Origin of the sequence: Pseudomonas indica NBRC 103045, assembly GCF_002091635.1 — a bacterium.
Lineage (GTDB): Bacteria > Pseudomonadota > Gammaproteobacteria > Pseudomonadales > Pseudomonadaceae > Pseudomonas_M > Pseudomonas_M indica.
This window is the reverse complement of the sequence record NZ_BDAC01000012.1, coordinates 29,904-55,532: the sequence shown is the minus strand read 5'-3', so window position 1 is coordinate 55,532 and position 25,629 is coordinate 29,904. Positions and strand designations below refer to the sequence as shown.

The following is a 25,629-nucleotide window of genomic DNA, read 5'->3' as shown; positions in this document are numbered from 1 at the left end:
CGTCCACCGCCGCGCCGCCCCGGCGAATCGACCACGAAGCAGGCATAGCATGCGAACGGCTGACAGCTCACATACCCCGCGTGCGGACATCCGCAATCCCGCCACGCTCTGGATGACCGGTCTGTCCGGAGCAGGCAAGACCACCCTTGCCGGCCACCTGAAGGAGCGGCTGGAACGATGCGGTCAGCGCTGCGCCATCCTGGATGGCGACACGCTTCGCCAAGGCTTGAGCAGCGACTTGGGATACGGCCGCGAAGACCGCAAGGAGCAGGTACGCCGGGTCGCCCACGTCGCACGGATACTCAACGACGCCGGGGTGGATGTCATCGTCGCGCTTGTCTCGCCCTACCGCGCCGACCGGCAACTCGCCCGCACCATCATCGGCCCCGCGAACATGCTGGAAGTCTGGGTTTGTGCGTCGCTGGAAACCTGCCGCGCCCGCGACCCCAAAGGCCTCTACCGCCAGGTGGAAGACGGCCTGCTGTCCGGCATGACCGGGATCGCCGCGCCCTACGAACCACCGGGAGAGGAAGCGCTGCCGGTCGATACCGGCCGGTTCGACGTGCAGACCTGTACCGCTCGCATCCTAGACGCTCTCCACACCCACCTTTCTTCCCGACCGGATCTCGACAATGCTCAGTGCTGACGAGAAGCGCCCGCTGAATACCTGGAACGACACCACGCATACGCTCGACGAACTACCGGTTCCTCAACTCTTCGAGCGGCAGGTGACCAAACATGCCAATGCGCAAGCCATCGTCTTCGGCGATACGCATCTGACTTATGCGGAGCTGGACGAACGAGCCAACCGGCTGGCCCATCGGCTCATCGAATTGGGAATCGGCCGGGAAAGCCGGGTTGCCGTCGCCTTGCCCCGTTCGCCGGAACTTCCCATCGCCCTGCTCGCCATCCTCAAGGCGGGCGGCACTTACTTGCCGCTCGATGCGGATTACCCGTCCACGCGCCTGGCTTATATGATCGGCGACGCCCAGCCGGCGTTGCTGCTGACTACCCGCGAAAACCAGAAGACTCTTCCCGCCTTCGACGCCGCCGGTACGCTGCTGCTCGACGATGCCCAGTGCCAGGCCGATCTCGCCCAACAGCCTTCCCACGCGCCCAGCGACAGCGAGCGGGGCTTCACGCTGGTGCCCCATCAGAGCGCCTACATCATCTACACCTCGGGCTCCACGGGGCAACCGAAAGGTGTGGTGGTGCCTCATCGCGGCCTGCCGCACCTGGTCAGCACCCACCAACGGCGTTGCGAACTGGGGCCCGGCTGCCGGGTGCTGCAGTTCGCCTCGCCTGGCTTCGACGCGGCGATTTCGGAGATGCTGCGGCCGCTGTTGTCCGGCGCCACCCTGGTGATGGCGTCCCCTGAACAATTGGCCCCCGGTGCTCCCCTGGCCGCGCTGGTCGAACGCACAAGCATCACGCACCTCACCCTGACACCCGCAGTCCTCGCCGTCATGCCGGACGACAGCCTCGCATCGGTCCGCTGCCTCATCGTCGCCGGCGAAGCCTTTTCCCCCGCCCTGGTGGAGCGCTGGGAAAGTCGCCAGCGGCGGTTGGTCAACGCCTATGGCCCGACGGAAGCGACCGTACTGGCGACGATGAACGCCACGCTGAGCCCCTCGGACCTGTCCATCGGCACCCCCATCGATAACGTCCGCATCCACCTCCTCGATGCCGGACTCCGGCAGGTCCCCCTCGGTACCCCTGGGGAAATCTGCATCGGCGGTGCCGGCATCGCCCGGGGTTACCTGAACCGCTCAGGCCTCACCGCCGAACGCTTCGTCGCCGATCCTTTCGGCCCGCCCGGCGCACGTCTCTACCGCTCCGGCGATCTCGGCCGCTGGCGAGACGACGGCAGCCTGGAGTTCCTCGGACGCATCGATGACCAAGTGAAGATTCGCGGCTTCCGTATCGAGCCCGGCGAGATTCAGGCCCTGCTGGAGCAGCATCCCGGTGTGGCCCAAGCCCTCGTCCATCTGCATGAGAACCCGCCCGGCAGCAAACGACTGGTCGCCTATGCCGTTCCCACCGACGGCCAGCATCCCCAGCCCGAGACGCTGCGCCGCTTCCTCGCCGAGCGCCTGCCGGACCATATGGTTCCCGCCGCCGTGCTGATGCTCCCGGCGCTGCCATTGACCGCCCATGGCAAGATCGACCGCCAGGCTCTACCCGCCCCGACCTTCGCCGCCCGCGCAGACTCCCGCGCGCCACGCACACCCCGCGAGCGCACCCTGGCGACGCTCTTCGCCGACACCCTCGGCGTACCGGATATCGGCATCGACGACAGCTTCTTCGATCTCGGCGGCCACTCACTGCTGGCCATCCAGTTGGCGGGCCGCGTTCGTGAATCCCTGGGCTTGGACTTGTCGGTCCGCACGCTCTTCGAAGCGCCCAGCGTCGCGGAGCTGGCCGCTCGACTGGACAGCAGCCCGACGGCTGCCGACCGTCCACGCCTGGCGTCGGCGCTACGGCCCGAGCGCCTGCCGCTGTCTCCGGCCCAGCAGCGCCTCTGGTTCCTGCAAAAGCTCGAAGGCCCGGGCGCAACCTACAACCTCCCGTCCGGCTGGCTGCTCGAAGGCCCGCTCGATACCGATGCGCTGGAGGCCTCCCTGGGCGACCTGACCGATCGCCACGAAAGCCTGCGCACGATATTTCCCGAGGCGGAAACCGGCCCACACCAGCACATCCTGCCACCAACCCAGGCCCGTCCGTCCCTCGAACGGGTCGATGTGGCGGGCGACCCGCGGGCCGCGCTGGAACAGGCAGCGAGCCGGCCGTTCGACCTGGCCACGCAGATTCCCCTGCGCGCCACCCTGCTGCGGCTCGCACCGGAACGTCACCTGCTGGTGCTGGTCCTGCACCACATCGCCGCCGACGGCTGGTCCATCGCCCCCCTGATGGCCGATCTGTCGACCGCCTACGCCGCCCGCCGGAACGGCAGGGCCCCGGAGTGGGCAGCGTTGCCGCTCCAGTACGCCGACTACACCCTCTGGCAGCACGCCATGCTGGGCTCGCCGGAAAACCCCGACAGCCTCTCCGCCCGCCAACTCGCCCATTGGCGAGACGCCTTGTCGGGCCTGCCCGATCTCTGCACGCCGCTGCCCGACCGTCCACGCCCCGCCCTGCTCAGCCAACGAGGCGGCTTGCTGGCCTTGTAGATCCCGTCGGCACTGCACGGCGCCCTGATCGGACTAGGTCAGCGCCATGGCGCCAGCCTGTTCATGGTGCTACAGGCCGCCCTGGCGATCCTCCTCAGCCGGCATGGCGCGGGCCAGGACATCGTGATCGGCTCACCGGTGGCCGGACGCGACGACCAAGCCCTCGCCCCGCTGGTCGGCTTCTTCGTCAATACCCTGGCCTTGCGCACCGACACCCGCGGCAATCCCACGGTGGCGGACCTGTTGAAGCGGGTCCGCGACCAGAGCCTGGCCGCCTATGCGAACCAGGACGTGCCTTTCGAGCAAGTGGTCGAGGCGTTGAATCCGCTCCGCACTCCCTCGGCGCATCCGGTGTTCCAGGTGATGCTGGGGCTGCAGAACATGGCACTCCCCCGGCTCGCCCTGGCCGGCCTGCAAGTCACGCCGAAGCCAGTGGAACAGCCGTCGATCAAGTGCGACCTGGTCTTCAATCTGCGCGAAGAAACAAGCCCCGGTGGCGAGCCGGCCGGCCTGTGGGGCCGCCTCGAATATGCCGCCGATCTGTTCGACCGCCCCACCGCCGAACACCTGGCGGAACGCTGGCAGCGGATACTGGAGGCCATGGCCGCCGCCCCCAGAGAACGAATCGACGACATCGCCCTGCTCGATGCCGAAGAAACCCACCGGTTGGAACAGTGGAACGATACCCGGCAAGCAGTGGACGAATGGCCCATCCCGGCGCTGTTCGCGCGGCGTGTGCTGGAGCATCCCGACGCCACGGCCCTGGTCGCCGGCGCCACCCGGCTGTCCTATGCGGAACTCGACAATCGCTCCAACCGGCTCGCCCACCGCCTGCTGGCCTCCGGTGTCGCCCGGGAAGACGCCGTCGCCGTGCTGCTCGAAGACACCCTCGATTTCGTCGTGTCGATCCTCGCGGTGCTCAAGGCCGGCGGCGTCTATGTCCCGCTGTCGTCCCGCTATCCCGAAGAGCGCAAGCGCTGGATCGTCGAAGACGCCGCCACGAAGGTGCTGCTGGTTCGCGACAGAGCCCACGGCGAAGGGCTCGCCGGCTGCATCGTCACCCTCGACGAGGCCGAAATAGCGCACGGACCCGCCACCATCCCGGACGTTCCCTGCTCGGCGGACCAACTGGCCTACGTCATCTACACCTCCGGCTCGACCGGAAAGCCGAAAGGCGTCGCCGTCAGCCACCGTAACATCGCCAGCTTCGTCGGCGACCGGCGCTGGCAGGACGGCGACCATGCCTGCGTACTGGCGCACTCGTCCCATGCCTTCGATGCGTCCACCTACGAAATCTGGGTTCCCCTGCTGACCGGGGGAACGGTGGTGGCTGCGCCCGGGGGTGAGCTGGACCCGACCACCCTGGAGCGGACGCTCGTCGAAGGCGGCATCACGGCGCTGTTCCTGACCACCGCGCTGTTTCGCCTGATCATGGACAGCGCTCCATCCAGTCTCTCCAGCCTGCGCACCGTATGGACCGGCGGCGAGCGCGCCTCGCCCGCGGCCTTCCGACGCATGCTCGATGCCTGTCCGGCGACCCGGACGGTACACGTCTACGGCCCCACGGAAACCACCACCTTCGCCGTGGCGCATGCCCTGCCCACCGCCGCCCCGGTGGCGGAAAACGTCCCCCTCGGCCTGCCGCTGGGCAATACCCAGGTGCACATCCTCGACCATCGGCTCCGGCGGCAGCCCATCGGCGTCGCCGGAGAAATCTGCATCGGCGGGCCGGGCGTTGCGCGCGGCTACCTGAACCGCCCCGGCCTCACCGCCGAGCGATTCGTCGCCGATCCCTTCGGCCCACCCGGCTCACGTCTCTATCGCTCCGGCGACCTCGGCCGGTGGCGCCACGACGGCATCCTCGAATTCCTCGGCCGCATCGACGATCAGGTGAAGATTCGCGGTTTCCGCATCGAGCCCGGCGAAATCCAGGCCGTATTGGAGCAGCACCCCGGCGTCGCCCAGGCCGTCGTGCTTGTCCGCGAAGCGCCGGCCGGCGGCAAGCAGTTGGTCGCCTATACGGTCCCCTGTGATAAGGCATGCCCCGATCCCGCCGTCTTGCGGCGCCATCTCGCCGAGCGCCTGCCGGACTACATGGTCCCGGCCGCCGTGGTCATGCTCGACGCACTTCCGCTGACCGCGAACGGCAAGATCGACCGCAAGGCCCTGCCCGCACCCGACTTCACCGCCTCGTCCGCCATTCGCGAACCCCGGACACCCCGCGAACGCGCCCTCGCCTCACTCTTCGCCGATACGCTCGGGTTGCCCCGGGTCGGCCTCGACGACAACTTCTTCGACCTGGGCGGCCACTCGCTCCTCGCCACCCAACTGGTCAGCCGGGTTCGCTCGGCATTGAGTCTGGACCTCCCGCTGCGTACGCTCTTCGAGGCGCCCAGCGTTGCCCAACTCCTTCAACGGCTCGACGACGACGCCGGCGAAACCCGCCCCGTCCTGCGTCCCCAGCCACGCCCCGATTCGCTTCCGCTGTCGCCCGCTCAACAACGGCTGTGGTTCATTCACCGCCTCGAAGGCCCGAGCCCGACCTACAACATCCCCGTCTGCTGGAGCCTGCACGGCGAGCTGGACCATGTCGCGCTGGATCACGCCCTGGCCGACCTCGTCGAACGCCACGAAAGCCTGCGGACGCTGTTCGCCGAAACCGCCGACGGTGCCTGCCAGCGCATCCTCTCTGCCGATCAGGCCCGTCCGGTCCTGGAGCGCATCGCCCTCGGCCTGGGCGAACGACCGGATGCTCCGCTGCCCCCCGCAGTGCGTAATGCCCTGAACCAGGCGGTCCACCATCGCTTCGACCTGACACGGGAAATCCCGCTACGCGCCATCCTGTTCGAGCTAGGCCCGACGCAGCATGTCCTGCTGCTGGTGCTGCATCACATCGCCGCCGACGGCTTCTCCATTCCCCCACTATCGGCGGACCTGGCAACCGCCTACGCGGCCCGGCGTCGCGGCCAGGCGCCGGCCTGGCCGCCCCTGCCTGTCCAATACGCCGACTACACGCTGTGGCAGCACGCCCTGCTGGAACAGCCCATAGGCAACGCCACCCTGGCCGAACGCCAGCTTGCCTACTGGCGCGAAGCGCTCCACGGTGTACCGGAGCTGTGCGGGCCACAACCCGACCGTCCCCGGCCGGCCCGGCCGAATCATCGGGGCGACTCGGTCCCCCTGGACCTGCCGGAGCATCTGCATGCGGAGCTGACCGCCCTCGGCCAACGACATGGCGCCACCCTGTTCATGGTGCTGCAGGCTGCCCTGGCCATTCTTCTCACCCGCCATGGCGCAGGTACTGACATCGTCATCGGCGCCCCGATCGCCGGACGCACCGACGAAGCGCTCGCCCCGCTGGTCGGCTTCTTCGTCAACACTCTCGCCCTGCGTACCGACACCAGCGGCGATCCCGGCATCGCGGAATTGCTCAGCCGTGTCCGCGAACGGAACCTGGCGGCCTACGCCCACCAGGACCTGCCGTTCGAGCGGTTGGTCGAAGCACTGAATCCATCACGCACCTTGTCCGCCCACCCACTGTTCCAGGTCATGCTGGGGCTTCAGCACGGCACGCAAACAGGCCTCGCCCTGGCAGACCTTGTCGCCACACCGCAGCCGGCATGTCTGTCATCGGTCAAGTTCGACCTGGTCTTCAACCTGCGCGAAACGCTGGATGACCAAGGCCAGCCAGTTCGACTGCAGGGCAGCCTGGAATACGCCATGGAGCTGTTCGACCGCACCAGCGCAGAGCGCCTGGCCCGACACTGGCGGCACATCCTCGATGGCATGCTGGCGGACTCCGACCGCCGGATCGGCGATATCGATCTGCTGGACCGCCATGACCGGCATCAGCTCGACCTCTGGAACAACAGCTACCACCCGGTCGAGGAAGCCCCGGTGTCCGTGCTGTTCGAACGCCAGGTCAGGCGCTCTCCGAAAGCCATCGCCCTCGTCGACGCCAGCGAGGCGCTGAGCTACGCCGAACTGAACGCCCGCGCCAACCGGCTGGCCCATCGACTGCTGGCCCTGGGTGTGGGCCACGAGGATCATGTGGCCGTCGCCTTGCCCCGTGGGGCAGACCTGGCGATCGCCCTGCTGGCGATCTTCAAGGCCGGCGCCACCTATTTGCCGCTCGATCCCGGCTATCCGCGCGAACGCCTCGCCTACATGGTGACAGACGCGCGCCCCATGGCACTGTTGACCACCGTCGCCCTGCAACAGGACCTTCCGCACATCCAGGGTCCGCTCCTGCGGCTCGACGATCCGGACTGCCTCGCCAGCCTGGCATGCCAGTCCGACAGCGATCCGGACGACACGGCACGCGGCTTCGCCCTGTCGCCACGGCAGGCGGCCTACCTCATCTACACCTCCGGCTCTACCGGCCGACCGAAAGGCGTAGTGGTGACGCACCAGGGCCTGCCGCACCTGGTCAGCACCCATCGGCGCCGTTGCGCGCTCGGACCAGGCAGCCGTGTGCTGCAGTTCGCCTCCCCCAGTTTCGATGCGGCCATTTCCGAATTGCTGCGCCCGTTGCTTTCGGGCGCGACGCTGGTAGCGGCCGAGCCCGATGCACTGACGCCAGGCATCCCACTCGCCGCGCTGGTGGAGCGCGAAGGCATCACTCACCTGACCTTGCCACCCGCCGCCCTGGCGGTCATGCCGGAAGGCAGCCTGGCTTCGGTCCGCCATCTCATCGTCGCCGGCGAAGCCTGCCCGCCGGCCCTGGTGGGCCGCTGGAGCCCTGGCCGGTCAATGATCAACGCCTACGGCCCGACGGAAACGACCGTGCTGGCCACGATGAACGCCACGCTGAACTCCTCCGACCTGTCCCTCGGCACGCCCATCGACAACGCGCGTGTCCACCTGCTGGATGAGCGGCTGCGGGAAGTCCCCATCGGCGTCGCCGGCGAAATCTGCATCGGCGGACCGGGTGTGGCACGCGGCTACCTGAACCGCCCCGGCCTCACCGCCGAACGCTTCGTCGCCGACCCGTTCGGCCCGCCCGGCGCACGCCTCTACCGCTCCGGCGACCTCGGCCGCTGGCGCGCCGACGGCAGCCTCGAATACTTCGGCCGGATCGACGAACAGGTGAAGATCCGTGGCTTCCGCATCGAACTGGGCGAGATCGAAGCCCGTCTCGCCGCCTGCCCCGGTGTCCGCGAAACGGCCGTCATCGTCCGCGACACCGGTTCGGATGGCAAGCAACTGGTGGCCTACTTCACCGTCCGGCCCGAAGCGCAGGCGCCAACACCGGCCGCGCTGCGCGAAGCCCTGGCCAGCCAACTGCCCGACTACATGCTACCGGCCGCCTTCGTCCGCCTCGACACACTGCCGCTCACCGCCAACGGCAAGCTCGACCGCCGCGCCCTGCCCGCACCCGGCACCGACGCCGTGGCCAGCCGTGCCTACGAGCCGCCCCAGGGCCCCGTGGAAACCCGCATCGCCGGTATCTGGGCCGCGCTGCTGGGCCTCGACCGGGTCGGCCGTCACGATCACTTCTTCGAACTCGGCGGCCATTCGCTACTGGTGATGCAGCTCCTCGCCCGCCTGCAGGCTGCCTTCCACTGCCAGTTGCATCTGGCCGACCTCTTCGAGCACCCCATGCTGCACGAGCAGGGGCGTCTCGTGACGCAGGCTCAGCACACGACCCTGCCGCCCATCGAGCCCGCTTCGCGGCAAGTTCCGCTGCCGCTGTCCTTCGCCCAGCAGCGCCTGTGGTTCCTCGACCGGCTGGAGGGTCCCAACTCTACCTACCTGATTCCTCTGGCGCTGCGCCTGGATGGGGCACTGGATACGATGGCCCTGCGTCGAGCGCTGCAAGCACTGGTTAGCCGGCATGAGGTACTGCGCAGTCGGTTCGCGGAGCGCAACGGCGAATCCCAGGTGGATATCCTGCCCGTCGAGCAGACTTTCCGCCTGGATGAGGAAGTCCTTGACGATCCGAGCCAGTTGGCTTCTCGGCTCGAACGGGAAGCCCACTCGTTTTTCCGGCTCGAAGAAGAAGCACCGATCCGCTTCCGCCTGCTGCGTCTCGCCGAGCGCGAACACGTATTGCTGATCGTCCAACACCACATCGTCTCCGATGGCTGGTCCGCCGGTGTGCTGCGCCGCGAACTCGCCGCGCTCTACGATGCTTTCGCCCAGGGCCTCGACGATCCGCTGCCGGCCCTGCCGATCCAGTACCCGGACTACGCCGCCTGGCAACGCCGCTGGCTGACCGGCGAACACCTGCAACGGCAGGCCGACTACTGGCGCACCCAACTCGCCGACGCGCCGACGCTGATCGACCTGCCCCTGGACCGGCCACGCCCGCCCATCCAAGACTTCGCCGGCGCCAACCTCGGCTTCGAGCTGGACCCGGCTCTCAGCCGCGACCTCGAAGCCCTCGGCCGCCGCCATGGCTGCACCCCGTACATGACCCTGCTGGCCGCCTGGGGCGCCCTGCTCGGCCGGCTCACCCGCCAGCCGACGGTACTGATCGGCACTCCGGTGGCCGGGCGTACCCGCACCGAGTTGGAGCCGCTGATCGGCTTCTTCGTCAACACCCTGGCCCTGCGCATCGACCAGCCCGGCCGCCTGACCGTCCCTGAGCTGCTGAGCCGGGTCCGGCAGGTCGCCTTGGAAGCCCAGGACCATCAGGAGCTGCCCTTCGAACAGGTCGTGGAATTGCTGCAACCGCCGCGCAGCCTCGCCCATGCTCCGCTGGTGCAAGTGATGTTCGCCTGGGAAGACCATGAGCCCATCGCTGTCGACAGCGGCCCCTGGGCTTCACTGTCACCGCAGTCTCTCGGACTGCCCGGCACCACCGCCAAGTTCGACCTGTCCCTGACCTTCAGCCGCTCCGGCAACCGTCTCAAGGGCAACCTCAACTACGCCACCGCCCTGTTCGATGCCACCACCATCGAGCGCCACGCCGGCCATTTGCAGGCCCTGCTGCGCGGCATGGTGGAGAACGAACGGCAGGTACTCGGCCGCATCGATCTGCTGAGCGCCGCCGAACGCGACCACCTGCTGCACGGGCTCAACCGCACCCAGGCCACGCCGCCCCAGCCCTGCATCCACCGGCTGTTCGAGGCCCAGGTCCGGCACTCGCCCGATGCCGTGGCCCTGGTCATGGACGAAGCGCGGATGAGCTACGCCGAGCTGGACGCCCGCGCCAACCGCCTGGCCCATCACCTGCGCGGGCTCGGTGTCGGTCCCGATGCCCGCGTGGCGATCTGCGTCCAGCGCGGTTTCGACATGCTCGTCGGCCTGCTGGCCATCCTCAAGGCGGGCGGTGCCTACGTACCGCTGGACCCGGCCTACCCCCTGGAGCGCCTGGCCTTCATGCTCGACGACAGCCAGCCGCTGGTCCTCCTGGCCGACAGCAGCCTGCCGGACGGGCTGGCTCTCCCAGACGACCTGCCGCTGTGCCGACTGGATGCGGAACGCCCCGCCTGGGCCGGCCAGCCGGACACCGCCCCCGAAGTGCCGGACCTGACCCCGGACCACCTGGCCTATCTCATCTACACCTCCGGCTCCACCGGCAAGCCCAAGGGCGTGATGATCGAGCATCGCCAAGTGACCCGACTGTTCGCCGCCACCCAGGCGTGGTTCGGCTTCGGCCCGCAGGACACCTGGTCGCTGTTCCACTCCTTCGCCTTCGACTTCTCGGTGTGGGAAATCTGGGGGGCGCTGCTCCATGGCGGGAAACTGCTGATCGTGCCGCACGCGGCCAGCCGTTCGCCGCAAGACTTCTATGCGCTGCTCTGCGACATCGGCGTGACCGTCCTGAACCAGACCCCGAGCGCCTTCCGCCAACTGTGCACCACCCAGGCGGGCAGCGATCGCCGCCATGCGCTTCGCTGCATCGTGTTCGGCGGCGAGGCCCTGGACACCGCCTGGCTCAGGCCCTGGTACGCCCATCCGGCCAATGCCGGGACGCGCCTGGTGAACATGTACGGCATCACCGAAACCACGGTGCACGTGACCTACCGTGCGCTGGAGCCGGCCGACGCCGAGCGGGCCGGTGCCAGCCCCATCGGCGAACGCATCCCGGACTTGCGCCTCTATGTCCTCGACGAATACGGCCAACCGGCTCCGCTGGGCGTTGCCGGAGAGCTGCATGTGGGCGGCGCAGGCTTGGCCCGAGGCTACCTCAACCGCCCCGATCTCACCGCCGAGCGCTTCATTACCGATCCCTTCGGCCCGCCCGGCGCACGGCTCTACCGCTCTGGCGACCTCGGTCGCTGGCGCAACGACGGCAGCCTCGAATACCTCGGACGGATCGACGAACAGGTGAAAATCCGGGGTTTCCGCATCGAGCTGGGCGAGATCGAAGCCCGTCTCGCCAGTTGCCCCGGTGTTCGCGAGGCGGTCGTCCTCACTCGCGAAACCGGAGCCGGGGACAAACAACTGGTGGCCTACTTCACCGCCCGGCCCGTAGCGCAGGCGCCAACACCGGCCGCGCTGCGCGAAGTCTTGGCCAGCCAGCTGCCCGACTACATGCTGCCAGCCGCCTTTGTCCGCCTCGACGCTCTGCCGCTCACCGCTAACGGCAAGCTCGACCGCCGCGCCCTGCCTGCACCCGGCACCGACGCCGTGGCCAGCCGCACCTACGAGCCGCCCCAGGGCCCCGTGGAAACCCGCATCGCCGGTATCTGGACCGCGCTGTTGAACCTCGACCGGGTCGGCCGTCACGATCATTTCTTCGAACTCGGCGGCCATTCGCTGCTGATGATGCAGCTCCTCGCCCGCCTGCAGGACGCCTTCCAGTGCCAGCTCCGCCTGGCCGTCCTGTTCGAGCACCCCGTGCTGCACGAGCAGGCCACTCTCGTGGCACAATCCCGGCAAGCCGTCGTGCCGCCCGTCGAGCCCGTTTCGCGGGAAGCACCGTTGCCGCTGTCCTTCGCCCAGCAGCGCCTGTGGTTCCTCGACCAGATGGAAGGCCCCAGTCCCACCTACCTGATCCCGATGGCACTGCGCCTGGAAGGGGATTTGCACCTTGGAGCGCTGCGGCGCGCCATTCAGGCGCTGGTGGATCGCCATGACGTTTTCAGAAGCCGCTTCATCGCCCATGGGGGCGAACCCTGCCTCGACATCCTGCCGCCCGGATCGATTCCGGAACTGCTCGAACGGCATGACTTGCCCCCGGAGCAGGATCGGACATCTGCCATCCGGCATTGGCTGGAGAAGGAGACCCGCCGCGCGTTCCGTCTCGACAGCGAACTGCCGGTCCGCTTCCACCTGCTATGCATCGCCGAACGCGAACACCTGCTGCTGATCGTCCAACACCACATCGTCTCCGACGGCTGGTCCGCCGGCGTGCTGCGTCGCGAACTCGCCGCGTTCTACGACGCCTTCGCCCAGGGCCTCGACGATCCACTGCCGGCCCTGCCGATCCAGTACCCGGACTACGCCGCCTGGCAACGCCGCTGGCTGACCGGCGAACACCTGCAACGGCAGGCCGACTACTGGCGCATCCAACTCGCCGACGCGCCGACGCTGATCGACCTGCCCCTGGACCGGCCACGCCCGCCCACCCAGGACTTCGCCGGTGCCAACCTCGGCTTCGAGCTGGACCCGGCTCTCAGCCGCGACCTCGAAGCCCTCGGCCGCCGCCATGGCTGCACCCCGTTCATGACCCTGCTGGCCGCCTGGGGGGCCCTGCTCGGCCGGCTCACCCGCCAGCCGACGGTACTGATCGGCACTCCGGTGGCCGGACGTACCCGCACCGAACTGGAGCCGCTGATCGGCTTCTTCGTCAACACCCTGGCCCTGCGCATCGACCAGCCCGGCCGCCTGACCGTCCCTGAGCTGCTGAGCCGGGTCCGGCAGGTCGCCCTGGACGCCCAGGACCATCAGGAGCTGCCCTTCGAACAGGTCGTGGAATTGCTGCAACCGCCGCGCAGCCTCGCCCACGCACCGCTGGTGCAGGTGCTGTTCGCCTGGGAGGACGGTGAAGCCGGGGAAAGCCCCGAAGGACCTTGGGCCATGCTCAACCCGCGACCCGTGGCCCTTTCCGGCAGCACCGCGAAATTCGACCTGTCCCTGACCTTCGTCCGCTCCGGTGATTGCTTCAAGGCCAACCTCAACTACGCCACGGCCCTGTTCGATACCACCACCATCGAGCGTCACGCCGGCTATCTGCAAACCCTGCTGCGAGGCATGGTGGAGGATGAGTGGCAGGCACTCGGTCGCATCAATCTGCTGAGCGACCTCGAGCGCGACGCCCTGCTGGCGCTCGACCACGGCCAGGCCACGCCGATCCGCCCCTGCATCCATAAGATGTTTGAAGCCCAGGCCCGACGCGCACCCGATGCCGTGGCCCTGGCCATGGACGAAGCGCGGATGAGCTACGCCGAGCTGGATGCCCGAGCCAACCGCCTGGCTCATCACCTGCGCGGGCTCGGCGTCGGTCCCGATGCCCGCGTGGCGATCTGCGCCCAGCGCGGTTTCGACATGCTCGTCGGCCTGCTGGCCATCCTCAAGGCGGGCGGTGCCTACGTGCCGCTGGACCCGGCCTACCCCCTGGAGCGCCTGGCCTTCATGCTCGCGGACAGCCAGCCGCTGGCACTCCTGGCCGACAGCAGCCTGCCGGACGGACTGGCTCTCCCGGACGACCTGCCGCTGTGCCGGCTGGATGCGGAACGCCCCGCCTGGGCCAACCAGCCGGACACCGCCCCCGATGTACCAAACCTGACCCCGGATCATTTGGCCTATCTGATCTACACCTCGGGCTCCACCGGCAAGCCCAAGGGTGTGATGGTGGAACACCGCAGCCTGGCCAACCACATCGGTTGGCAGACCGAAACCTTCGGTCTCACGTCGGCAGATCGATTCCTGCAACGCACGCCGATCTCCTTCGACGCCTCGGTATGGGAGCTCTGGACGCCCCTGGCCATCGGCGCCCGCCTGGTTCTACTGCCGAACAGCGCCAACCGCGACCCGCTGGCCATCGCCGAAACGATCCGCCGCCAGGAAGCAAGCATCGTCCAGTGCGTGCCCAGCCTGCTGGATGCCCTGCTGCCGGACGACGGTTCGACACCCTTCCGCTGTCGCTACCTGTTCTGCGGCGGCGAGCCATTGAGCACGGCCCTGGCGGAGCGGGCTGCACCGCTGGCGACCGAGGGTGTGGTCAACCTTTACGGCCCCACCGAAGCGACCATCGACTCGACCGCCTGGCGTTGCACGGGTAATACCGCCTGGCAACCGCTCGGCCGGCCGATCGCGAACACTCGCGTGTATGTGCTGGATGAGCGCCTGCAACCCGTTCCCGCAGGAACGCCAGGAGAAATCCATATCGCTGGCGCAGGCGTCGCTCGCGGCTACCTGAGGCGTCCCGGCCTCACCGCCGAACGCTTCGTCGCCGATCCCTTCGGCCCGCCCGGTTCACGCCTCTACCGCTCCGGCGATCTCGGTCGCTGGTGCAACGACGGCACGCTCGAATACCTCGGGCGGATCGACGAACAGGTGAAAATCCGTGGCTTCCGCATCGAACCCGGCGAAATCCAGGCAACGCTGGAGCGGCATCCACAGGTGGCCCAGGCAGCGGTCACCGTTCGCCACGACCGGAGCGGCCGCGAGCACGTGATCGCCTATGCGGTCGCCGCCCCGACAGCCGATCTGGAGCCGGCCGCTCTACGCCGCTTCCTCGCCGAACGCCTGCCCGAGCACATGGTCCCCTCCGCCGTGCTGCGGCTCGCTGCCCTGCCGCTGACACCCAACGGCAAGGTCGACCGCAAGGCGCTGCCCGCACCGGACTTCACGGCGCAGACCTCTACACGCGAACCGCTGACACCCCGGGAGCGCACGCTGGCCGCCCTGTTCGCTCGCACGCTCGGGCTCGACAGGGTCGGGATGGATGACAACTTCTTCGAACTCGGCGGCCATTCGCTGCTGGCCACCCGGTTGGTCAGCGATATCCGAACCGCCCTGGACGTGGCGCTGCCGGTCCGCGCGCTATTCGAGGCTCCCAGCGTGGCACGGCTCGCGCGCTGGCTGGACAGCGGCGACAGCGCCAGCGACTTCGCCCCGCTGCTGCCGTTGCGCCGTGGCGGTGGCATGCGACCGCTGTTCTGCCTGCACACCGCCAGCGGCCTCGGCTGGGCCTTCACCGGGTTGGCCGCCGCCCTGCCCGGAGGCATTCCGCTGTACGTACTGCAGACGCCGTACCTGGAGGCCGGGAGCCGGCTACCGTCCGATCAGGACGACCTCATCGATGCCTACATCGCCACCTTGCGGCAGGTCCAGGCGGAAGGTCCGTATCGTTTGCTGGGCTGGTCCATTGGCGGGGTGATCGCCCACCGCATTGCCACACGCCTCGAAGCGCTCGGCCATGAGGTGGAGCACCTGATCCTGCTGGACAGCTATCCTCTGGATCGACCGGAGAGCGAGATGCCGACCGAAGCCGAGTTGTTGCGCCGCTTCTGCGAAATGGTCGGTATTGACGCACCGCGCGACACCGACGATCCGCGCCAAGCCCTGGCACGGTCCACCCGCGGGCGGCTGGCGACGCTCCCCGCAGAGCAGGTGGAATGGCTGTTCGAAGCGTTCAAACACACCTTGAAACTCTGGCGACGTCCGAATCTCGGCCACCTCCGGGGACGCCTGAGCTTCCTCGAGGCCACCGCGACAGCACCCCGGGAAATCCCGTTCCACCGACTCTGGGCGGCCTTCGCCTCGGACATCGAAGCGCATGCGTTGCCTTGCCACCACGACGAGATGACCCGCCCCGAATGGCTCGCACGCATCGCACAGCTGCTGGCGAAAAGACTCCGACAATGAGGAAAGCCCGACGAATGACTTCCGCTATCACCACGGCCGGGCCGAACGCAGCCCGAACCGACCGCTGGCTGACGTCGGGGCGCCCGGTATTCCGCAAGATCGACTGAAGGAAAGCACGACATGCACGAAGAGACGCCCTCGCACTACCTCGTCCTCATCAACGAAGAGGAACAATACTCACTGTGGCCCGCCGATCTGGCAGTGCCCGCAGGCTGGCGCACCGTCCTGCCGGCCTCGACCAAGGAAGAGGCACTGGCCTACGTCGAAGCGAACTGGCTGGACATGCGCCCGGCCAGTCTTCGTAGCTAAAGCCCGAGGGAAGCAAGGCTCAGGGATAGCTGAAGCGCTTGACCAGGGTCAGCTCACCGGGGGCGCGCATGGGGATGAGGAAGGTTTCCTGCTTCTCGTCCGGCGTGCCCTCTTCGCTGATCAGGGTCACCTGGGCGGTGGTCAGCGCCTGACCGGCCTGTTCCGCGCCGTCCGCATCGCGGTTGTAGCCGCCGCCGTAGTAGTTCACGTAGATCAGGTACTGGCCCTTGAGCGGCGTCGGCGAGGCGATCATCTCAGGGCCGAAGCCGGTGGTGACATCCACATCCAGCGCGGCGCCGTTGGCCAGGGAGCGCTCGCCGTACCAGACGTGCCCGCCGTCGGGCGTTACCAGATGCAGGTCGAGGTCGGTGTTGTCGCTGTCCCAGGACAGCACCACGCGCAGCTTGGCCGGCGTCTCGCCGCTGCTCAGGTTGTAGAACTGCACGCGGCGGCGCTGCTGGCCGTCCTGGCTGCGCACTTCCACGTTGTTGCTGCCGGAAGGGAACACGAACGGGCGGTCGAAGCTGCCGTCCTCCTGGACCTTCAGCGGCATCGCCACACCATTGACGATCAGCCGGGCCGGCTTCGACGCATCCTTCGGCCGCTCCAGCATCGCCCCCTTGATCCGCGCGGTCTCCGCCTGGTCGGCCGCGCTGTTCACCGAAGACGCCGGATAGTTCACCTCCTGCATGAAGTGCGCGCCATCCCCGGAGCCCTGGCGCCAGCCGGAGCGCGGGGTATCGAGGCGTATCCCCTCGGCGGCTTGCGAAGCACTCAATGGCAGCAGGCAAGCCAGAAGCGCGGGGGAGAAAAGGTGACGACGCATAGGGTCATTCCAGAAGCAGTTGGCGGGCGAGGTGTTCGACGTAGTCCTCGTCCTGGCCGTTGGGGTGGGCCTCGAAGGCGAGGTGTAGGTATTCGTGGGTCAGGTCCAGGCGATCCTGCAGGCTGTGCAGTCCACGCACGAAGATGCGCTGGCGGGCGCGGTCGACGTGGGGGCGCCCCGCTGCCAGCCGGCACACCGCGAACTGCGGGAGTTCGAAATAGCCGGGTTCGCCGTCCAGGCGCTCGCGCCAGGCACGCCGCTGGCGACGCAGCCAATCCTCCGCCTCGGGCAGCGCCTGGCAGGCTGAGACCGGGTTGTCCCAACGGCTCAGGCTGGCGGAGGGGAAGGCCCGCGCCAGGATCGCGTCGTAGCGCAGCCCCGCACCGGCCTGCGCCACGGCCTCGGTCCAGGCCAGGCGCGATGGCCCCGGCGTATCCAGGTGATAGGTGATCGGGCCGCCGGCCAGCACCAGATCGGCCGTCCAGGCGGCGATGGCCCGTGCCGCGGGGCTGGCCGGGCGCGGCGCGACCCGCTGGCTGGCGCTGCTGTCGTCGATGGCCAGGCATTCGCCCCGGCGCTCGGCCTGCTGTTGCAGGTAGCTGCGGATCGCCACGGCCAATGCCTTGGCCGCCTCTTCCGGTTGCGCGGAGGCCTCGCGGTCGAGGACCCGGGCGACATATTCCTCGCGCGACAGACGCGCGGTGAGCCGCCAGCGCGCCTGCTCGCGGCTCAGCACCAGCTCGCCGGCACTTTCCAGGGCGAGCCGGTTGCCGTTCTCGAATTCCGCCTCGTAACGCCCTTGCAGGCGGCCGGGTTCCGCCACGCGACCTTCCGCCGTGCGCAACTGGCGCAGCGGATAGCGACTGAACAGATTCACCTCGACACAGCCGCCCGGCTCGCTCGGCCATGAGGTCGGCAAGACCTGCCCCAGCAGTTCGGCATGACGTTTCAGGATGCTCTGGCTGGTCCCGGAACCGCCCAGCCAGACCGGCGAACCATCGGCCAGCCAACCGGCGAAGCCACCCTGGCGCGCCTGGGCATCGCCGTCGGCCAGCCAGCTCCAGGTCTTCACCCGCAGGCGTCCGCCCAGTGCGGCAACCGCCGCTCCGTCGCTACCGTTCAGCGTCACGTCGAGCAGCACCGCACGCGCCTCGGCCTGGGCCGGCAGGTGGGCAAGACTGTCGAGCAGCTCCGCCACGGACACACGGGTCTGCGGTTGCAGGCGGCCCAGGTCAGCCAGCCAATCCGGTGCCCCGCGCGCATGCCAGTAGTCGCGCCAGAGCGCTCCATCCAACCCCAGGCGCTGCGGCAGGAAGTAGAGCCCGCAGGACTTGACCAGCGCCTCGTCGCGCGCAATGCGTTCGCCCGGATCGCAGCAGTACACCTCGTCGCGGTCCTGGCCGGTGCAGGTGTAGGCCCGCTCCGGCTGGCCGGTGTCTTCCAGATAGGCGAAGGCGAACAGCTTCCACAGGCTGCCCAGGGGCGTCTGCAGGTTCGTCGGCAGCGGCCCGCGCGCCATGACGCCGCTCGCCCCCAGTTGCAGCAGTTCATTCCCCTGCTCGCCGCGCCACGCCAGTTGCAACGGCGCCGGCCCCGCCTCGGCGAGCAGAGGCAGGGACATCAGCAACGGCAGCAGCCAGCGCAGGGGCATGGCGTCATTCCACCTTCAGTTCCGCAAGGGCCGGTTGTGCCTCCAGGGCCTGCTCCTGCGGCGCGTACATGCGGAAGTAGCGCGCCGGCGGCAGGGCGAACTCGCCTTTCTGCGAGAAGCGCACCAGATGGCGCAGCGTGACCGTGCCTTGCAGGCTGTCCAGCGGTACCGCGTAACGCAATTGGCCGGGCTCATGGCGGGCCTTCTCCAACGGCGCCGCTTCCGCGCCGCCCAGACCGCTGACGGTGATGCCCCAGGTGGTCCGCTCGACATCGGCGCCCGGCGGCAGCGGCACTTCCAGCAGGCCGTAGCGCAACGCACGCTCGTCGTCCGTGGTCAGGGTCAGCTCATCCAGGTACAGCTCGTCACTGGACAACGGCTCGTCGCCCACTTCCTCGACACTGAAGCTGAAGGCTTCTTCGCCCGGCACCAGCCGCAGGAGGCGACGCTTGAGCGCAACCGGCAGACCACCCTGTGCCGGCTGGGCACTGGCGAAGCTCAGGGTCGCGCTCAGCGGGCTTGCCTGCGCATCGGCGATGTCCAGTGCGGCCGGGAGCCCTTCGCCCTGCCAGCGCCAGAAGGTGGAGCCGGTGGCCCCCTGCTCCTTGCGCCAGCCTTCGCCCGGCTCCAGGGCGGTCGCCGTGGGCGCGCGCTCCAGGCTCCGACGCAGCCAGGTCAGGGCCAGCGCCCGCTCCAGGGTCGAATATTCGGGGGCCAGCCGTTGCAGCAGGTCGCGCGCCCGAGCAGCGTCCGGCGCCTGTTGGAGACGTACGGCTTCGGCGAGCGGGTAATCGCTGGCGTCCAGCAGTTGGCGCGCGCCCTCCACCTGAGCGCTGAAGGCCGCCGGCAGCGTAACCTTGGCCTTGCGCGCCAGGTCGGCGGCGAGCACCCGCGCGACAGCCAGGCCCAGGGGCGAATCCGGCGCCGCCATGATCAGGCTGCCCTGGGGATCGTCCATCTCCTCGCCACCCTGCCCCTCGCCCACATTGGCCAGATCGGCCAGCAGCCCTTCCACCAGGCTCGTCACCGGCAGTTCCATGTCGCGGGCGAAGCCGAGGACCAGGGCCCGCTGCAACAGCGGCGTGGCACCTGCCTGCTTGGCGTAGAGGTCGAGCACGCGCTGCCAGTGATCCGGCGGCAGCGCGATGGCCAGGGCGCGGCTGGCGTGCCAGTCGGCGTAGTAGGCGTAGGCGGTGAGGAAGGCATTCTCCACACCACCGTCGCCCCACCAACTGAAGGCGGCTTCCGGGCCGGCCATGTGCACGAGGCGCAACCGGCTGTTCTGCATGATCAGGCGCAGGCGGTCGCCGATGCGCGCCTCGCCACGGGCCAGGGTCGGATAGGCCAGGGACAGCGGCAGCAGGCGGCTGGCGGTCTGCTCCACGCAGCCGTAGGGATAGGCCAGCAAGTCGTCGAGACGGCTGCTGAACAGCGCGTCGGCGCTGTTATCCAGGCTCAGGCGGATGTCGCGGGCGTCTGCCGGCAGGTTCAGCGGGTTGGCGCCAGCCGCCAGGTCGAGGCGCAGCGTCTGCCGATCGGCCCAGCCCTGGCCGTCTACTTGCAAGTCGACCGCAAGCCGGTCCACCACCTGCCCATCGGTTTCCAGCTCGGCCACCAGTTCCCCGGCACCCAGGGCGACGGCCGGCAGCGCCAGGTAATTCACCCCCTTCTCAAGGCTCACCTCGCGGCGCTGTTCCTGGCCGGCGTAGCGCACGACCAGCACGGCCTTGCCAGTCGTCTCGCCCTGGTTGAAGGCGAACATGCCCAGGGAGGGTTTGTCACCGGCGCGGAAACGGGTCGGTCCGCTCCATTTCAGGTACAGCGGTTTTTCCGAACGGATGAACTGCTTCTTCTGCCCCACCTGGCCCGCCTCGTCGATGGCGCGCACGGTGATGCGCCAGCGCGTCAGCGAGTCCGGCATGCGGAAGCTGAAACGCGCCTTGCCGTCGGCGTCGGTGACCAGGTCCGGCTGCCAGGCGGCGGTATCCACGTCCTCGCGGCGCGGCCGCTCCAGCACCTTCACTCCGCGCTCGCTGCGGTTGGCCCGGCCGGGCGCGCTGGGGCTGCCGGGCAGGGCCAGGTCGTAGGCGATGAACGACAGGCTGGCGCTGGTACGCACGTTGTTGCGCCGCGGGTGGTAGAAGAACTGGTCGATGCCGGGGGCGATCTCCGGTTGCAGCGCGTAGATCATCTCGTCCACCACGCTCACCGTGAGGCGCGTCGGCGCCGGCTTGCCGGCGAAGCGGGTGGCCAGTTCGACGGTCACGGTCTCGCCCGGCTGGTAGCGCTCCTTGTCGGCGGCGATGTCGATGTCGATCTGCGGCATCGCCACCTTGATCCCGGCGTTCTGGAAGCTGTAGTCGCCGCCCTTGGTGTAGAGCACCGAGAAGGTCAGGTTCGGCGAGAAGTGCTCGCGCACCGGGATGCGCGCCCGGTATTGGGTATCGTTGAGGCGTTCCAGGGTCAGCCAGTCGCCGCCCTTGGAGAGCAGCGCCGTGGCTTCCACCCGGTCGCGCTCCAGGGTCAGCAGCGCATCGCCCACCGGCTCGGGGAAGGTGATCAGCGCCTGGGCCTCGTCGCCGCCGTGGTATTCGGCCTTGTCGAGCACGATTTCCACGCTCCCGGCCACCGCCTTGACGCCCTCGCCGCTCACCGAATGGCCGGTGCCGCCGAGGATCAGTCCATGGGCATCCTTCAGCGTCAGGCTATAGGTACCCGGCCGCTCGAAGGCCAGTTCGAAACCCTTGGCGTCGTCGGCGAGGTCGCCGCCGCCCTGAGCACGGTCTTCCAGGCGTATCCATTCGTAGCGGGTCGGCTTGAGCTCGGTAGGACGCTCGCTGCGGTAGCCGAATTTCACCGCCTCGCCCATCGCGCTGAAACGCCGTGGCGCTTCCAGGCGGTAGCGCGCGGCGCCGCGCTCGATGAGGATTTCCTTGCTGGTCTTGACCCGATAGGCCGCGCCATCGCTGGCGAACACCGTGAGCAGGTAGCGGCTGGGCTTTTCCGCGGCCGGCAGTTCGAGGGTGGCGCGGCCCTGATCGTCGGTCGTCAGCTCGCTGCTGCTCAGTTCCACCGGGAACTGGCCGAGGTACTGCAGTTCGTTGTCCACCATGGACAGTTGCTGGGCGCGCAGGCTGAGCTGCAGGCGGGCATCGGTCACCGGCTTGCCGTCCGGGTAGAGCAGGACGAGCTGGCCGGTCACCGCCTCGCCGGTGCGAAAGTCCGGCTTGGCCAGCTCCAGGGCGATTTCGAAGTGCGGCTTGATGTATTCGGCGACGCGGAAGGCGCTGCTGTAGAGCTGGTCGCGGTAGCTGAAACGCAGCTCGTAGCCGCCGGCCACGGCGTTCTCCGGCAACTGGAAGCGGCCCTGGCTGCCGGCCTTGCCATCCAGTTGCAGATCGAGGGTCTGCAGGACGGTGCCAGCGGCGTCCAGCACGCTGAGGCGGATCGGCGCCGCCACCGGGGCCACCGAGTCGCGGGAATTCTTGAATTCGCGACCGACGATCTTCACCTCCACCCAGTCGCCCGGCCGGTACAGCGGCCGGTCGGTGAAGGCGTAGAGCTTGGTGTCGTAGATTTCGCTGTCGTAGTAGAAGTTCTCGGAGACGAACACACCGCCCTCGGCGTCCTCGCCGATCACGTAGGAGCGCTCCGGGCTGGCGTGGGCGAGCCGCAACAGACCATCGGCGCCGGTGTTGCCGCTGCTCATCACGCCGAGGCCGTCGGTCCACAGTAGCCTGGCATCGGCCACCGGGGTGCCCTCATGCTTGCGGGCGGTCCAGATCAGCAGTTCGTCGCCGGCAATCTTGCTCACCGCGACGGTATTCGACACGAACACCACTGTGGTGGCGCGGTACTTGCCGACGATGGCCTCGGCCAGGTACAGGCCCGGTTTCAGCTTGCCCAGCGGGATGTAGACGTTGCCCGGATTGACGTTAGTGAACTGGCTGGACGAGCCGGCCAGCGTCACGTCCTTCGGCGGCTGGATCGGCTGCGCATCCCACAGCGGGTAGCGGAACTGGCTGACCAGCGGCAGGCCCGCCATGGGGGCGAACTGCGGCTGCGGATCGAACGGCGTCGGTGCGCTGATAGCCTCGCCCATGCGCAGCTCCGGCGCCTCGTCGGTGACCTGCTTGCGCGATTCGTAGGAGAACGCCCGCTGCATCACCCGCCGCGACTTGCGGTACCAGTTGTCCCACAGGTAGGCCAGGGTGTTGGACAAGCCCTCGCCCCGGAACTGCCCCTCGACCATCACCCGGTGCAGGTTCTTCTGCCGCTTGAGGAAGTCCAGCGGCTGGTCGATGCGGTAGACGCGCACGTCCACGCCGCCGTAGGGCTCCATGCTGTAGCGGCGATAGTCGCGGCCGGGCGCTTCCAGGCGCACCTGGGCCACCTCGTCGGCGGCGAAGCTGCTGTCCGCCAGGAGAAAGAAGGACTCGCCGCTGACCGGCGTGTAGTAGCTGGGCTCCACCGCGTCCTCGGCCTGGACGGCGAGCGGCGACAGTACCAGGGCGCAGAGCGCCAGCGCCCGACCGAAGCCGCTCATCGCGTGAGGAAGTGCAGTCGATAGACGCCGATGAAGTTGGGGTTGGTTGCGTCGGGAATCCATCGGGTGTCCTTCCATTTCATGAGTTGTTGCACGCTGACCGCACGCATGCCGTTGTCGGTCGGGGTGGAGCTGCCGGTGTGGTAGGCGATGTAGCGGCCCATCCAGATCATCAGGTGCTGGTCATCGCCCTGGTCGTAGAAGATCAGGTCGCCCGGCTGCGCCTGGTTCAGGTCGCGGCCGACGAAGTGGCTGTTGTGCTGGATCAGCTTGATCGCATTGACGTAGGGGCCGGTCTGGCCGTTGCCCTGGTTCCAGCGCTGGGCGAACTGGCGCTGCGCATCGCTCAGAAACAGCTCGGGCGGCAGGTAGCGGTTGGACAGGCCGTTGGCGCGCAACCACTTGCCGTCGTGGATCTTGAGCGCCTCGTTGGCGGCGAAACGCACCAGCCCGGCACAGTCCTGTTGGTGCCAGCGCGGGCTCGGCCCCTGGCGCAATTGTTCCTGGGCGATGCGCACGAACCAGGCGCGGAACACCTGGGATTGCCCGGCATCCAGGGGCGGCGTTTCCTCCGCGTGCAGTGCCAGGCTCATCGGCAGGCACAGGGCGGCGAGCCATGAACGAAAGGGTTTCACAGTGCGCGCCACTCCAGGGGCAGCCATTGCCAACGGCCGTCGGCGTGTTCGGTTTGCGGCACCGCCAGGGCGTAGCGCTTGTGCCCGGCCAGGGCGCGCAGCTTGGGCAGCAGGTGGGTTTCCGCGGCGTTACGGAAGACCGGCTCCATGTCCTTGGGCAGGCTGTCCAGCGTTTCCCGCTCCAGCAGCGCGGCCAGGGCCTCCGGCGCCAGGAAGGCCGGCACCAGGGCGTCGCCCGGCAGCACCTCGGCCAGCGGCGGGAAGCGCTTGTCGAGGGTGGCCAGGGCCTTGTCCACCAGTTGGTCGTCGAGGGAGAACAGCAGGGTCTGGCCGCGCCGCGCCAGGCTGATGCGGAAGAAGCCACGGGCGGCCATGGCGTCGGCATGCTCCGCCTGGTCGGCAGGGTATTGGCCGAAGTTGGAGCTGACCTCGCGTCGCCAGGTATGCAGGTCGCCCTGCTGCTCCTCCTGCACGGGGAAGCTGCCGTTCTCGGCGAAGGTCTCCCAGGCGCCGATCACCGACCCGAACAGGGCGCCGATGTCGGCATCCGTCTGCTCGTCGGGGGCGGCCGTCAACTGGCCGACCAGCAGCGGCGAATGCAAGCGGGATTCGGCATACCAACACAACCCGGCGGTGCCGCTGAGCCGCGCCGACAGCCGCGTCGCCACCTCCGCACCGGCGCCGACGCGATCCAGCAGCCGCTCCGCCATGGCCGGCGCCGCCGGCAGCGCGACACAAGCGCTGGCGCCCATCGGCATGGCGCGCCACACCGGAGCGAAGTCGAACGCCGGCTGGCCGTCCACCTCGTGCAGGGCAAGGAAGCTGCGCCAGCCGCCCTCGCCCATCTCGAAGCGCAACCCGGCGAAACTGGGGATGAAGCGCTGATAGCCCAGCGCCAGGTATTCCGAGCCGAGCGCGATGCGATGTGCCAGCCCTTCGCGCGGCGCCAGGCCGAAACGCGCATCGAACGGCTGACCGCCGCTGAGCAGGCTTTCCGCCGTCTCGGCGCTGACTTGGGCCAGCGGCGCGCTGTCATCCCCACTGGACGACGCCTTGGCCGGCATCTCGGCGAACAGCATGTCCGCGCTGGACGCGACGATCAGCCGGTCGCCATGGGAGGCGAAAAGCACCGAGCGCTGGTTCTGGTAGCGCAGGCGGTACAGCGGCACGGCGATGCCGTCCACGTTCAGTTCGCCGGCCACGCTCAGTTGGCTGTCGTTCAGCGCCAGCTTGGCTACCGGTTCCAGCAGCCTGGCCAGCCCGCCACGCTCGATGGCGACGAGGAAATGCCGGAGCCGGCCGCCCGCGTCGCGCCAGAGGGCGACCTGGGCCGGCTGGTCGAGCAACTCGTCGAGCAGGGTGTCGCGCCATTCGAGGTCATGTTCGTAGACGATGCGCCGCAGGCTGCCCGCCAGCCCCAGGCGGTCGGCGTTCTGCTCGTAATAGAAGACGAAGTCCTCGGTGAGGGTGTCGCGCAGCAACGGGACAGCCAGCAGGTCCCGGGGCAGACGGCTCAGGGACTGACTCTCGATCAGCACGTCGGGGCGCGCCAGGTCGAGCCCCAGGGCATTGCGCTCGACCAGATGGCGATCCCCCGCCGACCGCTGCTGCAGCCAGGCGAACAGGCCGCCGGAGGCCACCGGCAGGGCAATGACCAAGGCGATCAGCAGCAGGCGCAGGCGGCCGGAGCGGGCGCTTTTCTGGGAGGCGGAGGAAGAGTCGCGCAT

8 protein-coding genes and 1 pseudogene are annotated in these 25,629 nt (G+C 68.6%); 4 read left to right on the top strand and 5 right to left on the bottom strand.

Going from position 1 to position 25,629, the window contains the following annotated elements; genetic code table 11:
- Positions 1-49 precede the first annotated feature (49 nt).
- The 4 genes and pseudogenes from cysC to PIN01S_RS15140 all read left to right on the top strand — a co-directional run bounded on the left by cysC (position 50) and on the right by PIN01S_RS15140 (position 16,244).
- Entirely contained in the window at positions 50-646 is a 597-nt protein-coding gene (cysC, locus tag PIN01S_RS15150) for an adenylyl-sulfate kinase (protein ID WP_084336519.1), read from the top strand.
- Positions 633-8,771 (top strand): annotated as a pseudogene (locus PIN01S_RS27340) (non-ribosomal peptide synthetase); the annotation flags it as partial. The gene cysC and the pseudogene PIN01S_RS27340, both read left to right, overlap by 14 nt.
- Complete coding sequence (locus tag PIN01S_RS27335; protein WP_280522868.1) at positions 8,772-15,935, top strand: non-ribosomal peptide synthetase; 7,164 nt, start codon at positions 8,772-8,774, stop codon at positions 15,933-15,935. It abuts the pseudogene before it with no gap.
- Positions 15,936-16,055: 120 nt separating this feature from the next.
- On the top strand, positions 16,056-16,244 hold the full coding sequence (locus PIN01S_RS15140; RefSeq protein ID WP_084336518.1) for an MbtH family protein: 189 nt from the start codon (positions 16,056-16,058) through the stop codon (positions 16,242-16,244).
- Between the two features lie 19 nt (positions 16,245-16,263).
- Here PIN01S_RS15140 and PIN01S_RS15135 read toward each other — a convergent pair whose 3' ends face one another.
- From PIN01S_RS15135 to PIN01S_RS15115, 5 genes are read right to left on the bottom strand one after another with little or no spacing between them, the layout of a single operon-like run.
- The gene (locus PIN01S_RS15135) at positions 16,264-17,070 is read right to left on the bottom strand and encodes a YfaP family protein (RefSeq protein ID WP_084336517.1); all 807 of its coding nucleotides are present in this window, start codon (positions 17,068-17,070) and stop codon (positions 16,264-16,266) included.
- A 4-nt stretch (positions 17,071-17,074) separates the two neighbouring features.
- A complete protein-coding gene (locus PIN01S_RS15130; RefSeq protein ID WP_084336516.1) occupies positions 17,075-18,721 on the bottom strand; it encodes a DUF2300 domain-containing protein in 1,647 nt (548 codons plus the stop codon).
- 4 nt (positions 18,722-18,725) lie between these two features.
- Positions 18,726-23,267 carry an alpha-2-macroglobulin family protein gene (locus tag PIN01S_RS15125; RefSeq protein WP_084336515.1) on the bottom strand — a complete coding sequence of 1,514 codons (4,542 nt, stop codon included), beginning with the start codon at positions 23,265-23,267 and terminating at the stop codon, positions 18,726-18,728.
- Complete coding sequence (locus PIN01S_RS15120) at positions 23,264-23,860, bottom strand: DUF1175 domain-containing protein (protein ID WP_090257259.1); 597 nt, start codon at positions 23,858-23,860, stop codon at positions 23,264-23,266. The genes PIN01S_RS15125 and PIN01S_RS15120 overlap by 4 nt, the downstream gene beginning before the upstream one ends.
- Positions 23,861-23,898: 38 nt before the next feature.
- The gene (locus PIN01S_RS15115; RefSeq protein ID WP_084336513.1) at positions 23,899-25,629 is read right to left on the bottom strand and encodes a DUF2138 domain-containing protein; all 1,731 of its coding nucleotides are present in this window, start codon (positions 25,627-25,629) and stop codon (positions 23,899-23,901) included.

Excerpts from the sequence above, each read along its gene's own strand:
- cysC (WP_084336519.1), top strand. The coding sequence starts at position 50 with ATGCGAACGGCTGACAGCTCACATACCCCGCGTGCGGACATCCGCAAT.
- PIN01S_RS27335 (WP_280522868.1), top strand. The coding sequence starts at position 8,772 with ATGCTGCACGAGCAGGGGCGTCTCGTGACGCAGGCTCAGCACACGACC.
- PIN01S_RS15140 (WP_084336518.1), top strand. The coding sequence starts at position 16,056 with ATGCACGAAGAGACGCCCTCGCACTACCTCGTCCTCATCAACGAAGAG.
- PIN01S_RS15135 (WP_084336517.1), bottom strand. The coding sequence starts at position 17,070 with ATGCGTCGTCACCTTTTCTCCCCCGCGCTTCTGGCTTGCCTGCTGCCA.
- PIN01S_RS15130 (WP_084336516.1), bottom strand. The coding sequence starts at position 18,721 with ATGCCCCTGCGCTGGCTGCTGCCGTTGCTGATGTCCCTGCCTCTGCTC.
- PIN01S_RS15125 (WP_084336515.1), bottom strand. The coding sequence starts at position 23,267 with ATGAGCGGCTTCGGTCGGGCGCTGGCGCTCTGCGCCCTGGTACTGTCG.
- PIN01S_RS15120 (WP_090257259.1), bottom strand. The coding sequence starts at position 23,860 with ATGAGCCTGGCACTGCACGCGGAGGAAACGCCGCCCCTGGATGCCGGG.
- PIN01S_RS15115 (WP_084336513.1), bottom strand. The coding sequence starts at position 25,629 with ATGCGCGACTCTTCCTCCGCCTCCCAGAAAAGCGCCCGCTCCGGCCGC.